Source organism: Aeromonas sp. AE23HZ002T15 (assembly GCF_054165525.2).
Genome location: NZ_CM201342.1, coordinates 1,159,669 through 1,181,678, shown reverse-complemented (window position 1 = coordinate 1,181,678; position 22,010 = coordinate 1,159,669). Strand labels below are relative to the sequence as shown.

General features: G+C 61.1%; 19 protein-coding genes. 7 read left to right on the top strand and 12 right to left on the bottom strand.

What is annotated here, in order from left to right; genetic code table 11:
• Positions 1–67: 67 nt before the first annotated feature.
• Positions 68–1,105 carry a Mal regulon transcriptional regulator MalI gene (locus tag ACT5M9_RS05300; protein WP_457981179.1) on the bottom strand — a complete coding sequence of 346 codons (1,038 nt, stop codon included), beginning with the start codon at positions 1,103–1,105 and terminating at the stop codon, positions 68–70.
• Positions 1,106–1,387: 282 nt separating this feature from the next.
• Here ACT5M9_RS05300 and malX point away from each other — a divergent pair, with 282 nt between their 5' ends.
• Together malX and ACT5M9_RS05290 are read left to right on the top strand one after the other, a co-directional pair.
• Entirely contained in the window at positions 1,388–2,959 is a 1,572-nt protein-coding gene (gene malX, locus ACT5M9_RS05295) for a maltose/glucose-specific PTS transporter subunit IIBC (protein WP_457981180.1), read from the top strand.
• 88 nt (positions 2,960–3,047) lie between these two features.
• Positions 3,048–4,244 (top strand): MalY/PatB family protein, encoded by a 1,197-nt coding sequence (locus ACT5M9_RS05290; RefSeq protein WP_457981182.1) that lies wholly within the window; start codon positions 3,048–3,050, stop codon positions 4,242–4,244.
• A 26-nt stretch (positions 4,245–4,270) separates the two neighbouring features.
• Here the strand turns inward: ACT5M9_RS05290 and ACT5M9_RS05285 are convergent, their stop codons facing one another.
• From ACT5M9_RS05285 to ACT5M9_RS05275, 3 genes are all read right to left on the bottom strand, one after another.
• On the bottom strand, positions 4,271–5,065 hold the full coding sequence (locus tag ACT5M9_RS05285; protein WP_457981184.1) for a hypothetical protein: 795 nt from the start codon (positions 5,063–5,065) through the stop codon (positions 4,271–4,273).
• Positions 5,066–5,117: 52 nt separating this feature from the next.
• Positions 5,118–5,408: a hypothetical protein gene (locus ACT5M9_RS05280; RefSeq protein ID WP_457981186.1), complete on the bottom strand. Its 291-nt coding sequence runs from the start codon at positions 5,406–5,408 to the stop codon at positions 5,118–5,120.
• A gap of 289 nt (positions 5,409–5,697) precedes the next feature.
• Positions 5,698–7,596 carry a PTS fructose transporter subunit EIIC gene (locus tag ACT5M9_RS05275; protein ID WP_457981188.1) on the bottom strand — a complete coding sequence of 633 codons (1,899 nt, stop codon included), beginning with the start codon at positions 7,594–7,596 and terminating at the stop codon, positions 5,698–5,700.
• Between the two features lie 522 nt (positions 7,597–8,118).
• On the opposite strand from ACT5M9_RS05275, the gene ACT5M9_RS05270 reads away from it, so the two are divergent.
• On the top strand, positions 8,119–8,268 hold the full coding sequence (locus ACT5M9_RS05270; RefSeq protein ID WP_438548761.1) for a hypothetical protein: 150 nt from the start codon (positions 8,119–8,121) through the stop codon (positions 8,266–8,268).
• Between the two features lie 139 nt (positions 8,269–8,407).
• On the opposite strand, the gene ACT5M9_RS05265 is transcribed toward ACT5M9_RS05270, so the two are convergent.
• Both ACT5M9_RS05265 and manA read right to left on the bottom strand, forming a co-directional pair.
• A complete protein-coding gene (locus tag ACT5M9_RS05265; RefSeq protein WP_457981190.1) occupies positions 8,408–8,953 on the bottom strand; it encodes a YgjV family protein in 546 nt (181 codons plus the stop codon).
• A 23-nt stretch (positions 8,954–8,976) separates the two neighbouring features.
• Positions 8,977–10,176, bottom strand: coding sequence for a mannose-6-phosphate isomerase, class I (gene manA, locus ACT5M9_RS05260; RefSeq protein ID WP_457981191.1), 1,200 nt, complete (start codon positions 10,174–10,176; stop codon positions 8,977–8,979).
• A gap of 129 nt (positions 10,177–10,305) precedes the next feature.
• On the opposite strand from manA, the gene ACT5M9_RS05255 reads away from it, so the two are divergent.
• Together ACT5M9_RS05255 and icd are read left to right on the top strand one after the other, a co-directional pair.
• Positions 10,306–11,181, top strand: coding sequence for a helix-turn-helix transcriptional regulator (locus ACT5M9_RS05255; RefSeq protein WP_457981193.1), 876 nt, complete (start codon positions 10,306–10,308; stop codon positions 11,179–11,181).
• A 202-nt stretch (positions 11,182–11,383) separates the two neighbouring features.
• Positions 11,384–12,637 carry an NADP-dependent isocitrate dehydrogenase gene (gene icd, locus ACT5M9_RS05250; RefSeq protein ID WP_457981195.1) on the top strand — a complete coding sequence of 418 codons (1,254 nt, stop codon included), beginning with the start codon at positions 11,384–11,386 and terminating at the stop codon, positions 12,635–12,637.
• Between the two features lie 76 nt (positions 12,638–12,713).
• Here icd and ACT5M9_RS05245 read toward each other — a convergent pair whose 3' ends face one another.
• The 3 genes from ACT5M9_RS05245 to dsdX all read right to left on the bottom strand — a co-directional run bounded on the left by ACT5M9_RS05245 (position 12,714) and on the right by dsdX (position 15,902).
• A complete protein-coding gene (locus ACT5M9_RS05245) occupies positions 12,714–12,890 on the bottom strand; it encodes a hypothetical protein (RefSeq protein WP_349918723.1) in 177 nt (58 codons plus the stop codon).
• Between the two features lie 325 nt (positions 12,891–13,215).
• Positions 13,216–14,547, bottom strand: a complete 1,332-nt coding sequence (dsdA, locus tag ACT5M9_RS05240; RefSeq protein WP_457981196.1) for a D-serine ammonia-lyase — start codon at positions 14,545–14,547, stop codon at positions 13,216–13,218.
• A 17-nt stretch (positions 14,548–14,564) separates the two neighbouring features.
• Complete coding sequence (gene dsdX / locus ACT5M9_RS05235) at positions 14,565–15,902, bottom strand: D-serine transporter DsdX (protein WP_457981198.1); 1,338 nt, start codon at positions 15,900–15,902, stop codon at positions 14,565–14,567.
• Positions 15,903–16,134: 232 nt separating this feature from the next.
• Between dsdX and dsdC the strand changes: the two genes are divergently transcribed.
• Entirely contained in the window at positions 16,135–17,079 is a 945-nt protein-coding gene (gene dsdC / locus ACT5M9_RS05230) for a DNA-binding transcriptional regulator DsdC (RefSeq protein ID WP_457981200.1), read from the top strand.
• Positions 17,080–17,449: 370 nt separating this feature from the next.
• Positions 17,450–17,857, top strand: a complete 408-nt coding sequence (locus tag ACT5M9_RS05225; protein WP_438548768.1) for an H-NS family histone-like protein — start codon at positions 17,450–17,452, stop codon at positions 17,855–17,857.
• Positions 17,858–18,326: 469 nt separating this feature from the next.
• Here the strand turns inward: ACT5M9_RS05225 and ACT5M9_RS05220 are convergent, their stop codons facing one another.
• From ACT5M9_RS05220 to ACT5M9_RS05210, 3 genes are all read right to left on the bottom strand, one after another.
• Entirely contained in the window at positions 18,327–19,445 is a 1,119-nt protein-coding gene (locus ACT5M9_RS05220; RefSeq protein WP_457981202.1) for a 3-deoxy-7-phosphoheptulonate synthase, read from the bottom strand.
• 251 nt (positions 19,446–19,696) lie between these two features.
• Positions 19,697–20,503 (bottom strand): siderophore-interacting protein, encoded by an 807-nt coding sequence (locus ACT5M9_RS05215; RefSeq protein ID WP_438548770.1) that lies wholly within the window; start codon positions 20,501–20,503, stop codon positions 19,697–19,699.
• 141 nt (positions 20,504–20,644) lie between these two features.
• Positions 20,645–22,003, bottom strand: a complete 1,359-nt coding sequence (locus tag ACT5M9_RS05210) for an efflux transporter outer membrane subunit (RefSeq protein WP_457981204.1) — start codon at positions 22,001–22,003, stop codon at positions 20,645–20,647.
• Positions 22,004–22,010 lie beyond the last annotated feature (7 nt).

Below are 22,010 nucleotides of genomic sequence, written 5' to 3'. Positions count from 1 at the left end.
GCAGCAGGCAATACTACCCCATAGCGAAATGAGCTGCTGCGGGGCCGGGCGGCTGCGCACGGGGATCTTATGCCGATTCCCGCTTCTGCAGGCTCGGGGTGATGATATGGCGGTTGGGGGCGAGTTCGGGTTGCTGCATGCGGGTCAGCAGACGGCGGGCGGCCTGGCGGCCAATCTCCCGGGCCGGGGAGTCGACGAAGGTGAGGGCGGGGAAGGTGAGTTCGGCCTCGGCGATGTCGTCAAAGCCGAGCAGGGCCACCTGCTGGCCTATGTAGTTGTCCTTGCCCACGGTGCGCCCGCTCGCCTCCACCCCGTAGATACCGCCGAGGGCCACCTCGGGATAGTGGCAGAGGATGGCGGTCACCTTGGGATGCTGGTGCAGCAACTGGGCTATGGTGTCGGCGGCGCTGCGCTGGGTACGGTCGCACTCCAGCACCCACTCGGGTTTGAACGGCAATCCGTATTGCAGCAGGCTGGCGCAGTAGCCGCCGATCCGCTCGGCCCGGGTGAGGGAGTCCGCCCGCCCGCCCACGTAGGCGATATGGCGATGGCCCTGCTCGATGAGGTAGGTGGCGGCCTGCTGGGCGGCGTGGGTGTTGTCCGGGCCGATAAAGTCCACGTCGTCGCGATAGTAGGAGCGGGCGGCGCACACCACGGGCAACTGGGAGTCGAGCAGGGTCTGCAGCGTCTTGGCGGCGGCGCCGCGCACCGGGTTGAAGATGATGCCGGCCACCCCCTGGCGCGACAGGGACTGGATGCTCTGCTGCAGCCGCTCCGGGCTGTGGCCGCACTGGGTCAGAAACAGCAGATAACCCTGCTGCTCCAGCACCTCGCTCACCCCGGCGGTTACCTCGGTATAGAAGGGGTCGGTGATGTCGCGCAGGATCAGCCCCACCAGGTTGGAGTGCTGGCTGCGCAGGTTGGCGGCGGCACTGTTGGGCACATAATCGAGTTGGCTGATGGCCTGCTGCACCCGCTCTGCGGTAGCCGGGGAGATGCGCCCCTTGCCCCGCAGCACCATGGAGACTGTGGTGACCGAGACCCCCGCCAGCTGGGCCACGTCGGTGATCTTGGCATTCTTGGATGGCAGCGGTTTGAGCGACATAGGCGAGGGCATGGGACGATAAGGAGAGCCGAGAGGCACAGCATACCCTCAGAGGGAGGGGAGTAAAACGTTACAGCACGCAGGGAGAGATCTGCCTCACAGATCTGGTGACGATGGCGTTTATGGCGGTGAAATTGTGATCTTGTCGCGGATTTTTAGTTGATAAAACGTTTTATCATTCAAAAAAACCTGATGCGATCCCTTGTTCTCCGTCCAGCACTGCTGACGGGCAGGAGAAGGGGAGGCACAGGACCTGACCTTCACTTCACAAGGATTAGACAGATGGCCAAGTCCCCCGCCAAATCCACGATCTGGGAGTTCCTGCAGAGCCTCGGCAAGACCTTTATGCTGCCGGTCGCCCTGCTCGCCTTCTCCGGTATCCTGCTCGGTGTCGGCAGCTCACTCACCAGCGATGCGGTGAAGCAGAGCATGCCCTTCCTCGATCATACCGTGCTGCAACTGCTGTTCCTCTGGATGACCAAGGTGGGGCTGGTGGCCTTCATCTACCTGCCGGTGATGTTCGCCGTCGCCATTCCCCTCGGCCTCGCCCGTGAAGAGAAGGGGGTGGCGGCCTTCGCCGGTTTCGTCGGCTACGCGGCCCTGAACCTCTCCATCAACTTCTATCTGACGGTGGCGAACGTCATCGGCGACGCCACGGCGGAGAAGGCCTACGGGGTGAAATCCATCCTCGGCATCAGCTCCATCGACACCGGGATCCTTGGGGCCATCATAGTCGGGGTTATCGTCGCCAAGCTGCACGCCCGCTTCTACACCTACAAGATGCCCGACGCCCTGGCCTTCTTCGGCGGCGCCCGCTTCGTGCCCATCATCACAGCCATCGTGCTGGGGGTGGTCGGTCTGGTGGTGCCCCTGGTCTGGCCCTGGTTTGCCGCCGGCATCAACGGCATCGGCGCCGTCATCTCCCACGCCGGCCCCTTCGGTCCCTTCCTGTTTGGCACGGGTGAACGTCTGCTGCTGCCCCTCGGTCTGCATCACATCCTGGTGGCGCTCATTCGCTTCACCGAGGCCGGTGGCACTCAGCTGGTCTGTGGCAACGAGGTGAGCGGGGCCCTCAATATCTTCTACTCCGAGCTCTCCTGCGCTGATACCACCCAGTTCTCGGTGTCGGCCACCTCCTTCCTCTCCCAGGGCAAGATGCCGGCCTTCCTCGGCGGCCTGCCGGGCGCGGCCCTCGCCATGTATCACTGCGCCCGTCCGGAGAATCGCGGCAAGATCAAGGCGCTGCTGGTCTCCGGGGTCGTTGCCTGTGTCATCGGCGGCATCACCGAACCGCTCGAGTTCCTGTTCCTGTTTGTCGCCCCCGTACTCTACGTCATCCACGCCATCCTGACTGGCCTTGGCTTCATGACCATGGGGCTGCTCGGGGTCACCATAGGCAACACCGATGGCAACCTCATCGATTTCCTGGTGTTCGGCGTGCTGCAAGGCACCGCCACGAAGTGGTACCTGGTGCCGGTGGCGGCCGCCATCTGGTTTGCCATCTACTACGGGGTGTTCCGCTTCGCCATAGTGCGCTTCAACCTGAAAACCCCGGGCCGGGAGATCGAGAGCAACGACGCGCCACAACCGGCCGGCAAGAAGGCGGGCAGCAGCGGTTACAACGGCGAGATCATCCTCAATGCCCTGGGGGGCGCCGACAACATACTGGCGCTGGATAACTGCATCACCCGGCTGCGGATGTCGGTGCAGGACATGAGCCGGGTCGATGACAAGCTGCTCAAGGCCAACGGCGCCATCGGGGTGATCAAGCTTGACGAGCACAACCTGCAGGTGGTGATAGGGCCCCAGGTCCATCTGGTGAAAAACCAGCTGCAGAGCCTGATGGGCGCCTGAGTGCGGACCGACAATCACGACAAGGGGGCCGAGGCCCCCTTGTCTCTTCCTCCTGGTTATTCGCCGCATCGATGGAGAATCAAACCCCATGCATCAGATTTATGACTTCGAGCGAGAGGTCGACCGCCACGGCACCTACTGCACCCAGTGGGACTATGTGGCGGACCGCTTCGGCCATGCCGACCTGCTCCCCTTTACCATCTCCGACATGGATCTGGAAATGGCCCCCTGCATTCGCGCGGCCTTGGCCAAACGGCTGGAGCACGGGGTCTTTGGCTACAGCCGCTGGAATCACGACGACTTCAAGGGGGCCATCTGCCACTGGTTTGCCCGCCGCTATGGCGCCGAACTGGACCCAGAAATCCTGGTCTACGGCCCTTCCGTCATCTATATCATCGCCCAGCTGATAAGCCTCTGGTCCGCTCCCGGCGAAGGGGTGCTGGTACACACCCCGGCCTACGATGCCTTCGGCAATATGCTCGGCGCCAACGACCGCGTGCTGCTCTCCTGCCCGCTAGAAAAGCGGGAGGGGAGCTATCACATCGACTGGGAGGGCTTCGAGCGTTTGACGGCCCGCCCGGATTGCCGCGTTCTGCTGCTGTGCAACCCCCACAACCCCACGGGCCGGGTCTGGACGCGGGACGAACTCTCTCGCATGGCGACCATCTGCCAGCGCCATGGGGTGAGGGTCATCTCGGATGATATCCACATGGACATGAGCTTCGCCCCCTACACGCCCTGGAGCGAGGTGGCCATGAACGATGGCTGGGCCCTGGTGAGTTCGGGTTCCAAGTCTTTCAACATCCCGGCCCTCGGCGGCGCCTACGCCTTTATTCCGGATGCCGCGGCGCGCGCCGATTATCTGCGCCGCCTCAAGGCCGCCCACGGCCTCTCATCCCCCCCCATCCTAGGGGTGCTGGCCCATATCAGCGCCTATCACGACGGCGATGCCTGGCTGGACGCCCTGAAAATCCACCTGCACGACAACTTGAGCCGAGTGGCCACGCGGCTCAATGGGGCTTTCCCCGCCATTGACTATCGGGTGCCCGAAGGCACCTACCTCGCCTGGATTAATTTACGCGGGCTTGGCATCGATACGACAGAGAAGATGGACGCCCTGCAAACCCTGCTGGTGGAGAAATACCGAGTCGCCATCATGCGTGGCGACACCTATGGCCCCGAGGGGCGCGGCTTTATCCGTCTCAACGTCGGCTGCTCGCGCAAGAAGCTCGACAAGGGACTGGATGCCCTGATCGGTGCGCTCACCGATCTGCTGGCAAATTGATGGAGCGTTGATGATAAGCGGACCGCCTATGGGTGGCCCGCTGTGTTTGGGGTAGATGGCTTGGCGCGATAGCGGGTCTGCTCAATCTGCTCGAAACGCAGGATCAGGGTATCGCCGCCTTTGAGGCAATAGGCGCAGTGGGAGCTATTGCAGGCGATGCGGATATGGGGCTCATCCCCGAGCAGGGGCGACTGGCTATGGGCTTCGTTCTCTGGCCAGTTGCCCTGTTCGAGGAGGGTGATCTGTGACTGTGCTGTCTTTAACCCTTCTATAAAGAAGCCGATAGCGCCCAGGACGGGGATCAGTATCGCCAGAACCAGGAAGGCAAATTTGTAGTAGTTATCGCCTAGCCAGATAAATGCTCGGCGAAGGGAGGGGGCTGGGTAGCGCTTTTTCTTCTTGGTTTGCTTGCGGGCCGCCCGATACAGCCAGGATGTTTGCCACCACCAGGTGAGGCGGAACCTCCAGCGCGGACAAAAGATCAGGACGGCACAAATGGTGAAAATCGAAATGATGAAGCCCAGTACGGGCCACATCCAGGGTTTGAGTATATTGAGCGTCGTCATGAGCCCAAAGGCCAGCAGATAGTCCGCCGGTGGAGAAAACTCCGCATAATCAAGACGAAAGGCCATTGTATAGCCATAGTGGTAGGCCATCCCCAGCAGATAAGTCGCCGCAGTAAGGGCAGGGATCGCCGCCATCACTACACCGACGAAACGCCAGATGCTTCCCTCATCTTCCGCTTCTGGCGTGCCTGCCCGCAGTTTCTTCACATGCTGACGTAGCCAGCGCCAACGGGTCGTGAATATGGGCTCGCTCATGGAAATCCTTTTAAATTCAGTCACTCGTGTATATCAGTAGGCTACCAGGTTTTTACCTGGGCTCTTGGGTGCGAAACAGCGCCTTGCCGCAGGCGAGACAGGAGTGACGATAGCGATGATCCGGCCAGCCGGTCTGGGGATGGCCGACAACCTTGTCCGAGCCGCAGGCACAGCAACGGGCACCCAGCTCATCCCCGGTGGCGCAATCCGGGTGGTCGTCCAGGTACTCGGCACGGCTGGGCAGGCGCAGCCAGTCGGGGTTGGCGTGGCGCTTGTCCCAGAAGCGCATGGCATAGAAGGTGCATCCCATGGCGATCAGGCCGAGCAACAACATAAGATCCATCTATGACTCCGGGGGGAAAAGGCGTGGCGCCTGGGGGCCTATCTTAACGAGTCGGCGAAGGACGTGGCCATCCCCACTTGGGTCAGTCCCATTGCGAATAGAGACCTCGTGGCTCAGTCAAAACGGTAAGGAAAATAGGGGCAAGAGGCACTAGACCCTGGCTCTGGGGACCTGCTACCGAGGGCTCGGTGGTTGGGCCATCTGATGGGGAATGTACCGAGACATCGACTAAAAAGGGGCCCTAGGGCCCCTTTTCATCTCAACGAGTTATCGCATTCACATGGGTTTATCAGGCCACCTTGTTGCTGGCCGCCTGGGTGCGGGCCAGCAATCCATCTGGATTATGGATAGCATCCTTCGTCTTGACATCGATTATCTCGATATTGGTGAAGCGCTCCTTGTTCTTGATGGCCACGTCGTGGGCCAGGATGACGCAGCGGGCGTTGGCCACGTCCCTGGCCGTGATACGGTTGATGATGCCATTGGCGCCCTGGGTTTCCACTTTCAGCTTGATCCCCGCCTTGGCTGCCGCTTTTTGCAGGCTCTTGGCGGCGAGGAAGGTGTGGGCCACACCGGAGGGACAGGCGGTGATGGCGAGCACGTCTGCCTCTCCTTCCGCCTCGATGGCCTGGTAGTCGGCGTCGGCAACGGTCACGTCATCTTCTTCGGTGACCGGTTTTTTCAGCAGGTTGACGATAAGGGCCGTGGTGAGGGCGCCGAGTACAGTGCCGAGGATATAGCCCATCTTGCCTTCCACCACAGGCAGCACTATCCAGCCGCCCCAGGGGGCGTGGTTGATGCTGTGCATCATGAAACCCGTGATGTTGCCGACTATGCCCCCCGCGACGATGGCCGGAATGACGCGCACCGGGTCGGCGGCGGCGAACGGGATGGCCCCCTCGCTGATGCCGATCATGCCCATGATGGCGGCTGCCTTGCCCGCTTCACGCTCCTCCTTCTTGTAGCGCTTGGGGGAGAGTAGGGTAGCCAGCGCCATGCCGAGCGGCGGCACGCAGATGGCGATGCCGACGCCCCCCATCAGCCAGGGCTGGGTGTTGACCTGGGTCTGGGCGAACAGGGTGGCGACCTTGTTGACCGGGCCGCCCATGTCAAACGCCGTCATGCCGCCCAGGATGGCGCCGAGCATCACCTTGCCGGAGCCCGCCATGCTGGAGAGCCAGTGGTTCATCCCCTCCATCATGGCGGCGATGGGCGCACCTATGACCCACATGACGATGCCGCACACCAGGAAGGTGCCGATGAGGGGATAGATGAAGATGGAGCCCAGCGAACTCATGGAGTCCGGCAGTTTTATGCGCTTGAGCTGATTGACGATAAGCCCGGCGATAAAGCCCACCAAAATGGCGCCGAGAAAACCGGTGTGAAACTGCTGCACCGCGATCCAGGAGCCGATCATGCCGGGCGCCAGGCCGGGCTTGTCCGCCATGGAGTAGGCGATGTAGCCGCCGAGCACGGCGGTAAACAGGGTGAGCCCGGCGATGCCCATGTCGGCCATGTCTTTCAGGAAGCCCGCCTCGGGCACCGCGCCCTTGCCGCTCAGCATGACAGAGAGCGACAGCAGCACACCCCCCGCGACGATGAAGGGGATCATGTGGGAGGTGCCAAACAGCAGGTGTTGCTTCAGGGTATTGAGCTGGGCCTTGATGCTGCGATCCTGCGGTTCGGGCACGCTTTTGGCGGCTTGAGTGCTGGTATGGGTCTGGACGGGCTGGCTACTTGCGCCCTTGCCCGAGAGCAGGGCCAGCACCTCGGCCTTGCCGGTAGTCGACTGCATCTGTGGGATAAAGCCGGGTTCCAGCAGCCTGGTGGAGAGCTCCGCCAGCACCTCGATATGGTGGTTCGCGGCCCCGGTGGGGGAGGCAATCATGAAGAACAGGCGGGAGGGCAAGCCATCCTCGGCACCGAAATCTATCCCCTGCCGGCTGATGCCGACGACGATGGCCGGTTGCAACACCGCCTCGCTCTTGGCGTGGGGCAGGGCGACCCCCTGCTCGAAGCCGGTGTTGCCGAGTTGCTCCCGCGCCCAGAGATCGCGCACGAAAGCATCCTGATCGCTGATTTTACCGCGGTTCTTGAGCTGAGTGGCCAGTTCGACAAACAGGGTCTGCTTGTCGGTGGCGGCAAGGTCGAGGCAGATCAGTCCTTCATCTATCAAGGTGGTGAGCATAACTGTCTCCTGGCTTAGTCATGAAGCCATACTGATGGTAAGTGTTTGACCTGTCTATTGTTTCGCCATCGCCCTCCGACAGGAATCGGATAAATGTGCCGTTTACTGGAGTTTTGTGTCATCCCAACCGCGCTGTGATCCGGTTCGCATTTCGAGTGCTCTTCACGATGACAGTAAGTAAATGAATATTTTCTTTTTAAACAGTTGGTTATGAGTGGTTGTGAAAATGGATTGGAAAGAGACGGGAGAATCGATGGGGTGGCAGGTGAAGCTTGGTCTGGAGATTTGTGCGCCTTGCTCCCTGGGTAAACTGTGAGCTGTTTGGCAAAACTCAGCCCCTGTTTGTGAGTGGGGCATGGCCCTGTGATCTGCATTTATAACCAATTTTTAGATTGAATTATCCACAATCAATCGTTAATTTCACTGAACCTTCGAAGAGACAGCACAGTCGAAACGAGGGAGCAGGTTGGCCAAACAGTGCCGTCAGCCAGTGTGTAACCCGAGATGTAAGGAGACATCCTGATGGAAAAACTTGACCAAGAGATCGACACCATGCGCCAGGAGTTTGAATCACAGGGCCAGAAACAGGCCCACGACAAATGGCAGGCCAGGGTCGATGAACTGCAGCGGGAGCGCGCCGAGGCGCCCCAGCCGGAAACGGCAGAACACTAGCCAGGTGATGGCCCCAAGGGCCCACCTATCTGGCCGATAATCAAAACCCCCACCGCCCGCGAGGACGGTGGGGGTTTTCTATTGTGTCTGCCGTATGCACCTGGCTCGTCTCTGCGCCCTGCGGGGGTCATCCTGTGTGTCAGCTGGCCCTTGGCACCGGCTGGCGCCACATGCGGTACATGGTGTGGCAGTTGACGAAGAGGAAGCTCAGCTCGATCAGGCTGCCGCCGATGGAGCCGATGAGGATGTTGTGGCAGGTCCAGCACAGGCCGCCCGCCAACATGGAGAGGCGCAGCCCTATGCCCTTGGCGCGAAACAGCCCCCAGGTACCTATGGTGGTCCCTATGATGGGCAGCCACTGCACCGGGCTGCTGATCCCCGGGATGCCGAGGCCCCAGACCAGCACCAGAAAGAATGACATGATCCAGGGGCTGCGGGTGCGCCCCGAGACCAGGGTGCGTGCGCAGCTGAGGCCGGCGCTGAGGGCCGCCGTGTTCGCCCCCATCAGCAGGAAGTGAAGGACTATGGCCCCCTGATAGAGGCAGAGGCGCAGTCGAAAACGCCCGTCATCCCGCTGCCGGAAGGCGCTGATCCCGACCAGCATGGCCGCGAGACCGATACCCTGAGCCAAGGGCTGTTGCTCGAATAGCGTCCAGAGCGGGGTCAGCCAGTGGCTATCGATCATAGCGAGAGGCGCCGGGCCACCTGTCAGCAGCGGTTGCCTGCGCGGGCGACCCGGCCCTCGGCCAGCAGCTGATAGTGGCCGGTGGCGGCGGGGATGAAGGCGGATTGCCCCTTCTCCAGGCGCAGCGTCTCGTCCCCTTGCTTGAGCAGGACGTCGCCATCGATGGCAAACAGGATCTCGGCGCTGGCGGTGGTGAGCGCGTGCTCACCGGCCGGATAGACGCTGAAGGTGAAATCCGGCACCGGCACGTCGAAGTGCTGTACGGTTCCCTCGGTGCGGGGGGCAAGCAGGATCTGATCATCCGGTTTGGCCACACAGCGGGTGCAGTCCAGGAGCTCCGCCACGTCTATGTACTTGGGGGTGAGGCCGGCGCGCAGCACGTTGTCCGAGTTCGCCATGATCTCAAGGCCGGTACCGCGCACATAGGCGTGGGGGGTGCAGGCATCCAGATACATGGCCTGACCCGGCTGCAGGGTCACTACGTTGAGCAGCAGTGGCGAGAAGAGGCCCACATCTCCCGGGTACTGGGCGGCCAGGCTGGTGATGAGGGCAAAGGTCTCTTCGTCCTGATGCGCGGCGGCATAGGCCAGCAGGCCCGCCAGCGCTTCATCCTTGCGCGCCCCTTCCAGGATCAGCAGCTGATGGAAGAAGTGCTGCAAGCCCGCCTCGTTCTGGTTGGCGGCAAGACCCGCGACCAGCTCGCCGAGGGCTGACACCTTGACCCGCTCGAACAGCGCCAGTATGGCGGGAATGGCGCGAAAACCGTTCATCGCCTGGTAGGGGGTGAGGGCAAACACCAGCTCCGGCTTGTGGTTAGGGTCTTTGTAGTTGCGATTGCCCGCCTTGAGGGGAATGCCGGCGGCCTCTTCCTTGGCGAAGCCGACCTCGGCCTGGGCCTTGCTCGGGTGCACCTGGATGGAGAGCGCCTTCTCGGCGCACAGCACCTTGAACAGGAAGGGGAGGCTCGCGAAGCGGGCGACAGTCGCCTCGCCCAGGACGGCGGCGGGGGCTGCGTCGATCAGGGCGGAGAGCTTCTGGGCATTGCCTGCGATCGTCACTTCTGAGCAGCCGTTGGGATGAGCGCCCATCCACAGCTCGGCCTGGGGTTTGCCATCCGGGTTGGGGATGTCAAACAGGCGGGTGAGGGCGTCATGGCTACCCCAGTCGTAGCCCTGGATCGGGTTGTGCATCAACAAAAAGGAGGGCAGATCGCGACAGCTCATATGGGACGCCTCGTTAATTTTGAAAAAGTCCGGGTGAAGAAAAAGGTGGTATTGCACGCCAGGGCCGGACTATAACATGGGCGGTCGCGTGCGCCGCAATCGCTTGCCCCTCTCTTGACTGGGATCAACATGTCACTCATCTTCAGCCAACTGCTCGATGGCGCCATCAACGAGCAGGCTCCTTTTGACCAGATCTGGTTCGCCCAGGATCAGGGGGTGCCGCCGGGGTTCAGCTATCAGGTCAATTTTCCCCGCCTCGAACTGGTGTTCAGCGGTGAATACCTCAACCAGATCTGGGACAGGGAATCGAGCTGCAAGCAAGTCAGCGTGCTACCGGGGCAGGCACTCTACATCCCCCCCAACGGCTGGAACAAGCCAGAATGGACCACCGACTGCTCCGTGCTGAGCCTGCTGTTTGGCAAGCGCCAGCTCGGTTTCAGCCTGGTGAGCAAGCGCCGCGACGAGCCCGATTTTTTCGACGTGCAAAAACACAGCATCATGGCCAGGGCCGGTCATGTGATTGAACACATATTGGCGGCGCTCAATGCGCTGGTCGAGGATTCCGGTCGCTCCCCCACCGACAACCACCTGCTGCAGGCGCTGCTCACCAGTACGCGCCAACTGTTGGCAGAGTCAGCCGCCGAGCGGCCGCGGGGGGCGGACTTGTTCCACGGGATCTGCATCTATATCCAGGAAAATTTCCACCGCCCCATCAGCCGGGACTCCATCGCCCATCGCTTCAACGTCTCGGCGAGCCACCTCTCCCACCTGTTTCGCGAGCAGGGCCACATGCGATTGGCGGACTACATCAGCTGGGTGCGGATAGATAGGGCGAAATTCATGCTCAAAAAGTATCGATTCCGGCTGGAAGAGGTGGCGACCCGCTGTGGTTACGGCGATGTAAATTATTTCTGCCGGGTGTTCAAGCTAAAGACCGGATTGACACCCTCCCAGTATCGCTCCCTGAGCCAGCCACAAGGGCAGGGGGAGGCGCTGCCAGGATGAGGCCTGACGCCATCAGCGCCTTCGGAAAACACAGGCTGGCTGGCATGATGGTGAGTCCGATGCGAGTGGATTGGACGCATTGTGATCCAGTACTCGACTATGGTCGGACATGCACGCCCGCCATTTGATTATGCAAATGGATGGGCTAAGATGGCCGCGCGCAACGATCAGATTGATAACAAACGGAAGTTAGGAGATGCCGATGGAAAGCAAAGTAGTTATCCCGACCCAGGGCCAAAAAATCACAGTCGATGCCAACGGCAAGCTGAATGTCCCCCACAACCCGATCATCCCGTTCATCGAAGGGGATGGCATCGGTGTGGACGTGACCCCTGCCATGTTGAATGTGGTGAATGCCGCGGTCGAGAAAGCCTACAAAGGCGAGCGCAAGATCGCCTGGATGGAGATCTATACCGGCGAGAAGTCGACTCATGTCTATGGCGAAGGTGCCTGGCTGCCGGCCGAAACCCTGGATTTCATTCGTGAATACTGCGTCGCCATCAAGGGCCCGCTGACCACTCCGGTCGGTGGCGGTATTCGCTCCCTGAACGTGGCCCTGCGCCAGGAACTGGACCTCTACGTCTGCCTGCGCCCGGTCCGTTACTACGAGGGGACCCCGAGCCCGGTCAAGCGTCCGGATCTGACCGACATGGTGATCTTCCGCGAGAACGCCGAAGACATCTATGCCGGCATCGAGTGGAAGGCGGACAGCGATGAAGCGAAGAAGGTCATCGCCTTCCTGCAAAACGAGATGGGCGTGAAGAAAATTCGCTTCCCCGAGTCTTGTGGCATCGGCATCAAGCCCATGTCCAAGGCCGGTACAGAGCGCTTGGTCCGTGCCGCCATCGAGTATGCCATCGACAACGATCGCGACTCCGTGACCCTGGTGCACAAGGGCAACATCATGAAGTTCACCGAGGGTGCCTTCAAGGATTGGGGCTATGCCCTGGCCCAGAAAGAGTACGATGCCCAGCTGATCGACGGCGGCCCCTGGTGCTCCTTCAAGAACCCGAAGACCGGCAAGACTATAGTCGTCAAGGACGTCATCGCCGACGCCTTCCTGCAACAGATCCTGCTGCGCCCGGCCGAGTACGATGTCATCGCCTGTATGAACCTGAACGGTGACTACATCTCCGACGCCTTGGCCGCTCAGGTCGGTGGTATCGGTATCGCCCCGGGTGCCAACATCGGCGACGGCGTGGCCCTGTTCGAGGCGACCCACGGCACCGCGCCGAAATACGCCGGTCAGGACAAGGTCAACCCGGGTTCCCTCATCCTCTCTGCCGAGATGATGCTGCGCCACCTGGGCTGGACCGAGGCGGCCGACCTCATCGTCAAGGGGATGGAAGAGGCGATTGCCAACAAGACCGTCACCTATGACTTCGAGCGACTGATGGAAGGCGCCACCCTGCGCTCCTGCTCCCAGTTTGCCCAGGACATGATCGACCAGATGTAATATCCCGCTTCTGGAAAGCAAAAACCGGCGCCATGAGCGCCGGTTTTTTATGGGTGACGGCTTGTCACCTCAGCCGTCAGGTGGTCTTGTCGACGTGTTGCTGGTAGATCTGCTGCCACTTGCTGAGCTCGGCCTCATCTCCCTGAGATTGCCAGAATTCGCAGATGGAGCTGGCGAGCTCGGATGCCATGGCATGGTCGCCATCGCGGCGGCTCATCAGATATTGTCCCAGCCAGCTTTGATATTGTTTCATCGTCCGATCTCCTTATCTAAGGTGCGCTTGGTGATTGCCCTGCGACGGGTATACCCATCAGTCAGGCTCATCCAGGTCACTTTTTGCATCGCACATCGGCTCGTCATCGGCAGTGATTTTGCCCCAGATCTCGCTGGATCTGGGTGACAACGACGCGCAATTGTCAAAAAACGGCCACTATCGTATCACAAAATAACCAACTTGGGGGGATTGACATCAACGGTGAGGAGGCTGGGGTCAGTATCCACAGATCAAAAGCTGTGCCATCTCGCTGATCCATGAAGAGAAAACCCGCCATGAAGGCGGGTTTGACAGTTGAAAAAACTTAGATCTTGGCTGTGGTCAGATATTTTGCCATCTCCTCGGTAGGCACCATGCCGCCGCCGGTGGCCCACACCAGATGAGTCGCCCGGGCCATGCGGGCGGTATCCAGTCCCTGCGCCGCCTGCCACGCGCTGTCGGCCGTTACTCGCCAGGGGCCCGGCATGCCGGCCAGCGCCGAGGGTTCGAGCCGGATCTGTTCGTCACGGGCCAATAATCCGAGCAGGTCATACATCTCCTGATCGGTCAGGGTGTAGAAGCCGTCGAGCAACCGCTCCATGGCGCGGCCGACGAAGCCGGAGGCGCGCCCCACCGCCAGGCCGTCGGCGGCGGTGAGGTTGTCTATGCCCAAATCCTGTACCGAAATCTGATCGTGCAACCCGGTGTGGACCCCGAGCAGCATACAGGGGGAGTGGGTGGGTTCGGCGAAGAAGCAGTGCACGTTATCCCCGAACGCGAGCTTGAGGCCAAAGGCGACCCCGCCCGGGCCACCGCCCACGCCGCAAGGCAGGTAGACAAACAGCGGGTGCTCGGCGTCCACCACTATGCCTATCTCATCGAACTGTTTCTTCACCCGCTCGCCGGCCACCGAGTAGCCGAGGAACAGGGTGCGGGAGTTCTCGTCGTCGATGAAGAAGCAGTTGGGGTCGCGCTCGGCCTCCTTGCGCCCCTGCTCCACCGCAACGCCATAATCCTCGGCGTATTCCACCACGATGACGCCATGTTCGCGCAGTTTGCGCTTCTTCCACTCCCGCGCATCGGCGGACATGTGGACGGTGACGGTGAAGCCGAGTTTGGCGCTCATGATGCCGATGGACATGCCGAGGTTACCGGTGGATCCCACCGCGATGCTGTATTGGCCGAAGAACTGGCGGAACTCGTCGGAGAACAACTTGCTGTAGTCATCTTCTGTGCGCAGCAAGCCCGCCTTGATCGCCAGTTGCTCGGCGTGGGTCAGCACCTCGTAGATGCCGCCGCGGGCCTTGATGGAGCCGGAGATGGGCAGGTGACTGTCTTTCTTGAGCAGCAGCCGGCCACTCACCTCGACGCCGTAACGCTGGTTCAGGGTGGCCTGCATGGCGGGAATGGCGGCGATCTCTGACTCCAGGATCCCCTGACTGGCGCGGGTCTCTGGGAAGGCCTCACACAGGTAGGGGGCGAAGCGGGCGAGACGGGCCGAAGCATCCGCGACATCCTGCAGGTTCAGGCCGACATAAGGCAGACCGACGGTGAGGGAGGTGGCATTGGGATTGAACCAGGTCACAGGCTCGAGATCGATCAACCTCTGAGCTAGCGGGAACTGGGCGGTGAGCTGGGAAACATCGATGTTTTTCATGGGATATCTCTGTCTGTTCATACGATATAGGAGAGCAGGAAGGTGCCGGCAAGCGCCATCAGGGAGGCGACCAGGGTGGCACTGGTGTAGTACTTGAGCGTTTCGTTCAGGGTGGCGCCGCAATACTGCTTGACCAGCCAGAACAGGGAGTCGGTGATCATGGTGCAGCCGATGGCCCCTGAGCCGATGGCGAGCGTCATGATCTCGGGGCTGATGTCGGGGTAGTGCACCATGATGGGGGAGACGATGGCGGTGGCGCCCATCATGGCCACGGTGGCGGAGCCCACGGCGGCGTGCAGTATGATGGCCACCAGCCAGGCCAGCAGTATGGGGTGCATGTCCAGCTGGGAGAGGATGCCGGCCAGGCTGTCCCCCAGGCCGCTGGCCTTGAGCACCCCGTTGAAGGCGCCGCCGGCGCCGATGATCAGCAGTATGTTGGCGATGGAGGAGAAGCACTGCTCGGTCTGGTTCAGCAGCCCCTCCATCTGCATGCGCCGGCGGATCCCCAGCACGTAGTAGGCGGTGAAGGCGGCGATGAACATGGCGGTGATGGGGTTGCCGATAAACTCCAGCACCGTATAGAGGTGAGTGCTCTGATCCATGTTGAGCTCGGCCACCGTCTTGGCCAGCATCAGCAGGATGGGCAGCAACACGGTGAAGAGGGAGGCGCCAAGGGAGGGGAGGTCGACCTCGTTGCGTGCCTGGATGTCGGCAAAAGCGGCAGGCACCGGCTTGAAGGGAACCCGCTTGCCCAGCAATTTCAGAAACAGCGGGCCACCGATGAGGGAGGCGAACAGCCCGACCGCGAGGCCATAGACGATGACGGATCCCACGTCGGCTCCCAGCTGGTTGGTGACATAGAGCGCGGCCGGATGGGGCGGTACTATGCAGTGTACGGCCATCAGGGCGGTGCAGAGCGGGATCGCCAGGGTCAGCAGGGAGGTGTTGGTCTTGCGGGCTATGGAGAAGGCGAGCGGAATGAGCAGCACTACCCCGACCTCGACAAACAGGGTGATGCCGCACACCAGCCCGACCAGCACCATGGTCACCTGGGGCGACAGCCAGCGACATTTCTGCAGGGTGAGGCCGATGCGCTCGGCGGCGCCGGACACCTCCATCATCTTGCCGAGTATGGTGCCAAGGCCGATGACGGCGGCGAGGAAGCCCAGGGTGCCGCCTATGCCCTCTTCCATGGCGTTGACCATCTTGACCGGGTTCATCCCCATCATGGTGCCCACATAGAAGCTTGCCAGCAGCAGGGCGAGGAAGGGATGCACCTTGCCCTTCACTATGGTGAAGACGATCAGGATGATGCTTGTCAGCAAGGTACCGACGACCCACATTTCAGAATTCATACTGCGCCTCGACTTGAGTGATGGGCTGTGATTGATGGGGCTATTGAACGGCAAGGACGAGGAGGCTGACAAATGATGAAAATGGCGTCTTGGATGAGCTCAGTTGATGCAAAACCACCACTTGCATCACATTTAATCTAGATAATGTGATTTGGATTCGGTTGGTGCATCCTAAGTGGGGCTGTCTTGGGTATCCTGTCTCCCTTCTTGGGCGAGGAAAGGGTGACGCCGGATGTATACCGAAGAGAACTATCTATCGAGAAACAAGCTGCTCAATGGCTATCAGCTATCGAAGCTGCACACCTTCGAAGCGGCGGCAAGACATGGCTCCTTCGCCCTGGCGGCCGATGAGCTGGCCCTCAGCCCGAGTGCGGTGAGCCACAGGATCAGCGCCCTGGAGGAGGAGCTCGGCTTCAAGCTGTTCCAGCGTTTTCATCGCAAGGTAGAGCTGACGGCGGAGGGGCAGCGTGTGTTCTGGGCGCTCAAGTCGTCGCTGGAATTCATCAATCAGGAGATCCTGGAGATCAAGAGCCAGGAGCTGTCGGGATCACTGACGGTTTATTCTCGCCCCTCCATCGCCCAGTGCTGGCTGGTGCCAAGGCTCGCGGACTTCTCCCGCCAGCATCCCCAGATCGAGCTCAACATCATGACCGGTAACGAGAACATCAACCTGCACGGCTACGGCATCGATCTGACGCTCTATTTCGATGACAAGACACCAGCGCGACTCGCCATTCACCCCCTGATGGACGAATACATGGTGCCGGTATGCAGCCCGGAGTACGCCGAGCAACATCGGCTGTGGAACAACCCGGACAACTTGCAGCACTGTCGCCTGCTGCACGACAGGCAGGCCTGGGGTCATGACTCGGAGGCCGACGAGTGGCGCAGTTGGGCCGAGCAGGTGGGACTCTCTCTGACAGACTGCCAGTCGAACATGGGGTTCGATCGCTCCGATCTCGCCATTATCGCCGCCATGAACCACGCCGGCGTCGCCATGGGCCGCAAGCGCCTGGTGAGCAAGCGGCTGGCGCGCAATGAGCTGGTTGCCCCCTTCCCGGCCATGGAGGTGCGCTGCACCCAGCGTTATTACCTCGCCACCCTGCCCAACCGCCAGTGTCCCAAGATCCAGGCATTTATCGATTGGATAAGCGACCAGGCCAAGGCGCCATATTGAGTGACGTTGAGTCGCCGCGACCCTGGTCCGGCATGGGGGCCAATATTCGACAGGCATGTACCCAGTCACCAAGAACGTCGGCCTGAGTATGGGGATGAAAAGGCGCTGGATTGAGGCGACAACATTGTGGGTGGTGATCAGATAAGCGATAGCAGCGGTAAACTCTCCCGCGTACTGGTGAGTTTAATTATGCCTGTTAAGGCGGCTTATCTATAAAATATGAGAATGAATTTACCTCCGTGAATAATGATGATGGATATGCCAAGCATTCTCTGATGGCTATAAAATCATTATGTTGTTATGGAACAGCCGTGCTATTCTCAAATTGTGTTACCCCTGTGACAAACAAAAATAATTCTGTGAGGAAGTAATGAACGAGTTTCTGAAAGTTCTGCTGAACATTCGCAGCCTGCGTGCTGCCATTCGTGAACTGCCCTTTGAACAGCTGCAAGAAGCGAAAGAGAAGTTTGATCTGGTATATAACGAGCGCGCCGAATCTGTTGAGCAAGAGCGTGCAGAGCAAGAAGAGCGTCAGCGCAAGCTGAGCGAATTCACCGAGATGTTGCAGCAAGCCGGCATCGATCCCCGCGAGCTGATCGGTACTGCCGCGGCGCCTGCGGCCACTGGCTCCACCAAGAGCAAGCGTGCCCCGCGTCCTCCCAAGTACAAGTATCAGGAAGATGGCCAGGAGAAGACCTGGACCGGTCAGGGCCGTATGCCCAAGGCCATTGCCGAGCAAGTTGCGTTGGGCAAGGATCTGAACGACTTCCTGATCTGATAGCCTTCGTCAGTTGATCAATAATGCCGCCTGCTGGGCGGCATTATTATTTGTGGGGTCATATTGGCCGATAGGCACGGCGAGCCGCCTACTATTTATGCGGCCGAACTCTGAGTGATTGGGCTCACCGTCAGGCAATAAATGACAGTGTCTGACACAAGGGCCTAAGCCATTGCTATCCCTATCACTATCCCGACCCCTCTTATTAAGGACTCATACAGCCCGTCTGTTCAATCGACCATGTTGGCATGAATCCAGGACTGCCCCTCATGTTTCACCGACTGCAGGGGGGAGTGGCAGGGACGTCGTGCATACATTTCGTTCCGATGAAATAGGAAATGTCCTTCCCGTATTATTTCAGAGACTATTTATGGTCTATTTGAAACCCTTATTTGGGGGGATTAACGAAATTGACGAGATGAAGGAACCAGATGGAAAGACGGGGCCGCGATGGCCCCGTCTCCGATATTTATAAGACGCTCTGGCTGATGGGCTGGATATGTTCGGGATGACTCTGGACCGCGGCTGATTGGGCTGCGCGTCGGCGGGCCTTCACCGCATCGGCCAACATGGCCAGCAGGCTCTGGCTGTCCTCCCAGCAGAGACAGGCATCTGTGATGGACTGGCCGTATTGCAGCTCACCCAGGGGGGCCGGTTTCTGGCTGCCCCCTTCCAGGAAGCTCTCCACCATGACGGCGGCGACGGCTTCACTCCCCTCACTCAGCTGGCGGCAAAGCTCCCCAGCGACCCGGATCTGGTTCTTGTGCTGCTTCTGGCTGTTGCCATGGCTGCAATCCACCATCAGGCGATGGCTGAGCCCCTGGCGTGCCAGCCGCTCGGCGGCCTCCTCCACATCGCTCTGATGGTAATTGGGGAGAGTGCCGCCCCGCAGAATGATGTGGCCGCTCGGGTTACCCTCGCTCTTGATAACCACTATGCCCCCCTGGCTGCCCGGTGCGGTGAACAGGTGCGACGCCTCGCTGGCCTGAATGGCATCGATGGCCACCCGGATATTGCCATCCGTTCCGTTCTTGAAGCCGACGGGGCAGGGCAGGGCCGAGGCAAGTTGCCTGTGCACTTGGGACTCCGTGGTGCGCGCCCCTATGGCACCCCAGCTGATAAGATCGGCCAGATAGAGGAAGCTGGTGGTGTCGAGAAACTCGGTGGCGGTGGCCAGCCCGAGTTGATTGATGTCGAGCAGCAGTTGGCGGGCCAGGTGGAGGCCGTGCCTGATGTCGTTGCTGCCATCCAGGTGGGGGTCGAACACCAGACCCTTCCAGCCGACCGTGGTACGGGGCTTCTCGAAGTAGGTGCGCATCACGATGAGCAGGCTGTCCTGATACTGTGCGGCTAGCCTTGCCAGGCGCCGCCCATAGTCGAGGGCGGCGAGGGGATCGTGAATGGAACAGGGGCCTATCACCACCAGCAGGCGATCGTCGTCGCCGTTCAAGATCTGGCGCACCTGGTGGCGGTGCTGGTCAATTTGCTGCGCCATCTCACTGGGACAAGGGTGTTGTGCCAACAGGTCGGCAGGGGTGGGGAGGGCTTCAACTGCAAAGGCGCGCATTACCGAATTCAAAACTGCCATCTGGATTACCTTGCTGTACCTGGGGTGGGTGACCTGCCTCGACTCACTGGCTCCGGGTTAGGGCGTGAGGCAATGACAGAACACTTTATTGAGAGTGATTATCATTATCTTGCTGTCTTTCTCGAATGCAAGCCCTGGTGTTGGGATCACCAAGATGGGGGGGAGGGGAAAAAAAGAGTGGAAATCGGTCTGAAGTTCAGGCCTGCCCCGAGCCGGGATAGGCCTGATTTATATAAGGAAAATAGCGGATATCAGCTGTCCATCACGGCGTGTCTGTCCTGATGATAGGCGTCTTCATCCTTGCCGCTGCGCCAGTAGGGCACCGCGTAGACCCGTTGGCGATCCACCTCCAGGGTGCGTCTGACGTGGCGACGCAGGGGCACCACCAATCCCTCCTCGCCGCCGAACCAGAAATAGCTCAGCTCCGAGACCATGGGCAGGGCGGTGAAATAGCTCACCAATGGCTCTGTCTGCTCGGGCGAGCCGACAAACCAGCGCAGGCTGACACCGCTTGGCAGCGACAGATCCTGCACATCTTCCTGATGGGGTACCAGCAGGGCGATGTGGCCCTGAGCCGTGGCGGGCATGGTCTCGGCCATGGCGCTGATGGCGGGCAGGGAGCTGAGATCCCCCACCATGTAGTAGTGCTCGGCCGCTTGCAGCATGGGATCCGGGCCGCCAGGGCCGGAGACGGCCAGTTGATCACCGGGCTTGGCCTGCAGGGCAAAACGGCTGGCTGGGCCTATGTCCCCGTGCAGGGCGAAGTCGATATCCAGCTCCAGAGCCTCGCGGCGAAACGCCCGTATGGTGAAGGTGCGGATGATGGGCTTCTGGCTGGGATCTTCCCAGCGGGGTCCCTTGGGGCCGGGAGTCGGCAGCACGATCTGCTGCTGACCAGCCTGGGGCAGCATGATCTTGATGTGAGCGCCCCCACAGGTGAAGGGATAATCTGCCAGCTCGGGGCTGGTCAGGCAGAGTCGGCGCAGGTTCGGCCCCACATCGTGGACATGCTTGACGGTGAGCAGGCGGGGGCGGTTGACCGGGGCGGGCTGTGACATATGAGTACTCCTGACAGGCGATGGCGCCCATTCTCAGGCAAATGAAAACTATTATCAATTGCTTTGTGAACAAGAAAACGGCACGAAAAAGGGGGACTTTGTCCCCCTCGTTGCAGGATGTGGCGAGTTCGCCGGCATCCCCTAACCCCGATCGCTTCCCCCCAGGGCCCGGTAGATCCCGGCCATGGTGTTGAGCTGGGCCTGCTGCTGGGCGAGCAGGGCCAGCTCGGCGTCCCACAGGCGGTTCTGCTCATCCAGCCAGGGTTGAACCCCGCTGGCCCCGGCCCGGAAGCGAGCCTGGGCCAGCCGCTCGGCCTCTTTCGCGTACCCCAGCTGCTGCTCGAGATAGTGCAGGCGCTGCTCCCCCTGGCGGCGCGCCGCCAGGCCGTCCTCTACCTCAAGCAGGGCGGTGTAGAGCTGCTTGCGGAACTCTGTCTCGGCAATCTGGTAGTCAATGTCGGAGCTCGCGATGCTGAGCCGGGTCTTGTTGTATTCGAGGAAGGGGAGGGCCAGGCTAGCTCCCAGGGTGCCGACCGGGTTGCTCAGTACCTGGGTCAGGGTGTCCGAGGTGGTGCTGGCCCCGCCGGTGAGGCTCAGGGCGGGGTAGAAGCCGGTGCGGATCTCGTCCCCCCTGGCGAGGGTCTTGCGCAACCTGAGTTCGGCGGCTCGTACATCCGGGCGCCGGGCCAGCACATCCGCCGGTATGCCGACCGCCAGGGTCGGAATGGGGTGCATGGCCAGCGCGGTGGGGGCAAAGGCCAGCGGGCCATGGCTGCGCCCGAGCAACAGGCGCAGGGCGTTGCCGGCCTGCTCCCGCTGCTGGATGAGGGAGGCCAGCTCCGCCTGCTTGCCCGCCTTCTGCTGGCTGGCCTGCACCAGATCGAGGCGGGTGATGGCGCCCGCCTCATATTTGGCCCGGGTCAGCCGCTCGGCCCGCTCATAGTTGAGCAGCTGTTGCTGCCCCAGCGTGATGGCCGAGCCGAGGTAGGCCAGCTGCCAATACTGCTCCAGGGTCTTGCCGATGAGCAGCAAGCGGGTGGAGGCGAGATCCTGTTCGCTGGCCTCTGCCTCCCAGCTCGCCTGATCCCGCACCGCGGCGAGCCGGCCCCAGAGATCCACCTCATAGCTCAGGGTGAGGGAGGGGCCCATGCTGCTGCTGGCGCTGCCGTCCTTGAGGTTCTTGGTGCCGCTTGCCCCCAGATTGGCGTTGACCGAGGGGGTGAGGTTGGTGTCGGCGAGATCGGTGCCGAGCAGGGCGCTCTTGAGCCGCAGGCCCGCCACCTGCATGTCGGGGTTGGCGGCGAGCACCGCCTCCACCAGCTGGTTGAGGGCGGGATCGTCAAAGCCCTGCCACCAGAGACCGGCCTGCTGCTGCTGGAGTCCCTCGCTGGCTTGCTGCCACTGCGGCGCCACGGCAAGCTCGGGCCTGTGATAGGTGCTCTGCTGGCTGCAGGCACTCAGGGCCAGGGTAAGGGCGAGGCCGAGCGCCGGTTTTGACAAGAGGCGC

Excerpts from the sequence above, each read along its gene's own strand:
- ACT5M9_RS05300 (WP_457981179.1), bottom strand. The coding sequence starts at position 1,105 with ATGTCGCTCAAACCGCTGCCATCCAAGAATGCCAAGATCACCGACGTG.
- malX (WP_457981180.1), top strand. The coding sequence starts at position 1,388 with ATGGCCAAGTCCCCCGCCAAATCCACGATCTGGGAGTTCCTGCAGAGC.
- ACT5M9_RS05290 (WP_457981182.1), top strand. The coding sequence starts at position 3,048 with ATGCATCAGATTTATGACTTCGAGCGAGAGGTCGACCGCCACGGCACC.
- ACT5M9_RS05285 (WP_457981184.1), bottom strand. The coding sequence starts at position 5,065 with ATGAGCGAGCCCATATTCACGACCCGTTGGCGCTGGCTACGTCAGCAT.
- ACT5M9_RS05280 (WP_457981186.1), bottom strand. The coding sequence starts at position 5,408 with ATGGATCTTATGTTGTTGCTCGGCCTGATCGCCATGGGATGCACCTTC.
- ACT5M9_RS05275 (WP_457981188.1), bottom strand. The coding sequence starts at position 7,596 with ATGCTCACCACCTTGATAGATGAAGGACTGATCTGCCTCGACCTTGCC.
- ACT5M9_RS05270 (WP_438548761.1), top strand. The coding sequence starts at position 8,119 with ATGGAAAAACTTGACCAAGAGATCGACACCATGCGCCAGGAGTTTGAA.
- ACT5M9_RS05265 (WP_457981190.1), bottom strand. The coding sequence starts at position 8,953 with ATGATCGATAGCCACTGGCTGACCCCGCTCTGGACGCTATTCGAGCAA.
- manA (WP_457981191.1), bottom strand. The coding sequence starts at position 10,176 with ATGAGCTGTCGCGATCTGCCCTCCTTTTTGTTGATGCACAACCCGATC.
- ACT5M9_RS05255 (WP_457981193.1), top strand. The coding sequence starts at position 10,306 with ATGTCACTCATCTTCAGCCAACTGCTCGATGGCGCCATCAACGAGCAG.
- icd (WP_457981195.1), top strand. The coding sequence starts at position 11,384 with ATGGAAAGCAAAGTAGTTATCCCGACCCAGGGCCAAAAAATCACAGTC.
- ACT5M9_RS05245 (WP_349918723.1), bottom strand. The coding sequence starts at position 12,890 with ATGAAACAATATCAAAGCTGGCTGGGACAATATCTGATGAGCCGCCGC.
- dsdA (WP_457981196.1), bottom strand. The coding sequence starts at position 14,547 with ATGAAAAACATCGATGTTTCCCAGCTCACCGCCCAGTTCCCGCTAGCT.
- dsdX (WP_457981198.1), bottom strand. The coding sequence starts at position 15,902 with ATGAATTCTGAAATGTGGGTCGTCGGTACCTTGCTGACAAGCATCATC.
- dsdC (WP_457981200.1), top strand. The coding sequence starts at position 16,135 with ATGTATACCGAAGAGAACTATCTATCGAGAAACAAGCTGCTCAATGGC.
- ACT5M9_RS05225 (WP_438548768.1), top strand. The coding sequence starts at position 17,450 with ATGAACGAGTTTCTGAAAGTTCTGCTGAACATTCGCAGCCTGCGTGCT.
- ACT5M9_RS05220 (WP_457981202.1), bottom strand. The coding sequence starts at position 19,445 with ATGGCAGTTTTGAATTCGGTAATGCGCGCCTTTGCAGTTGAAGCCCTC.
- ACT5M9_RS05215 (WP_438548770.1), bottom strand. The coding sequence starts at position 20,503 with ATGTCACAGCCCGCCCCGGTCAACCGCCCCCGCCTGCTCACCGTCAAG.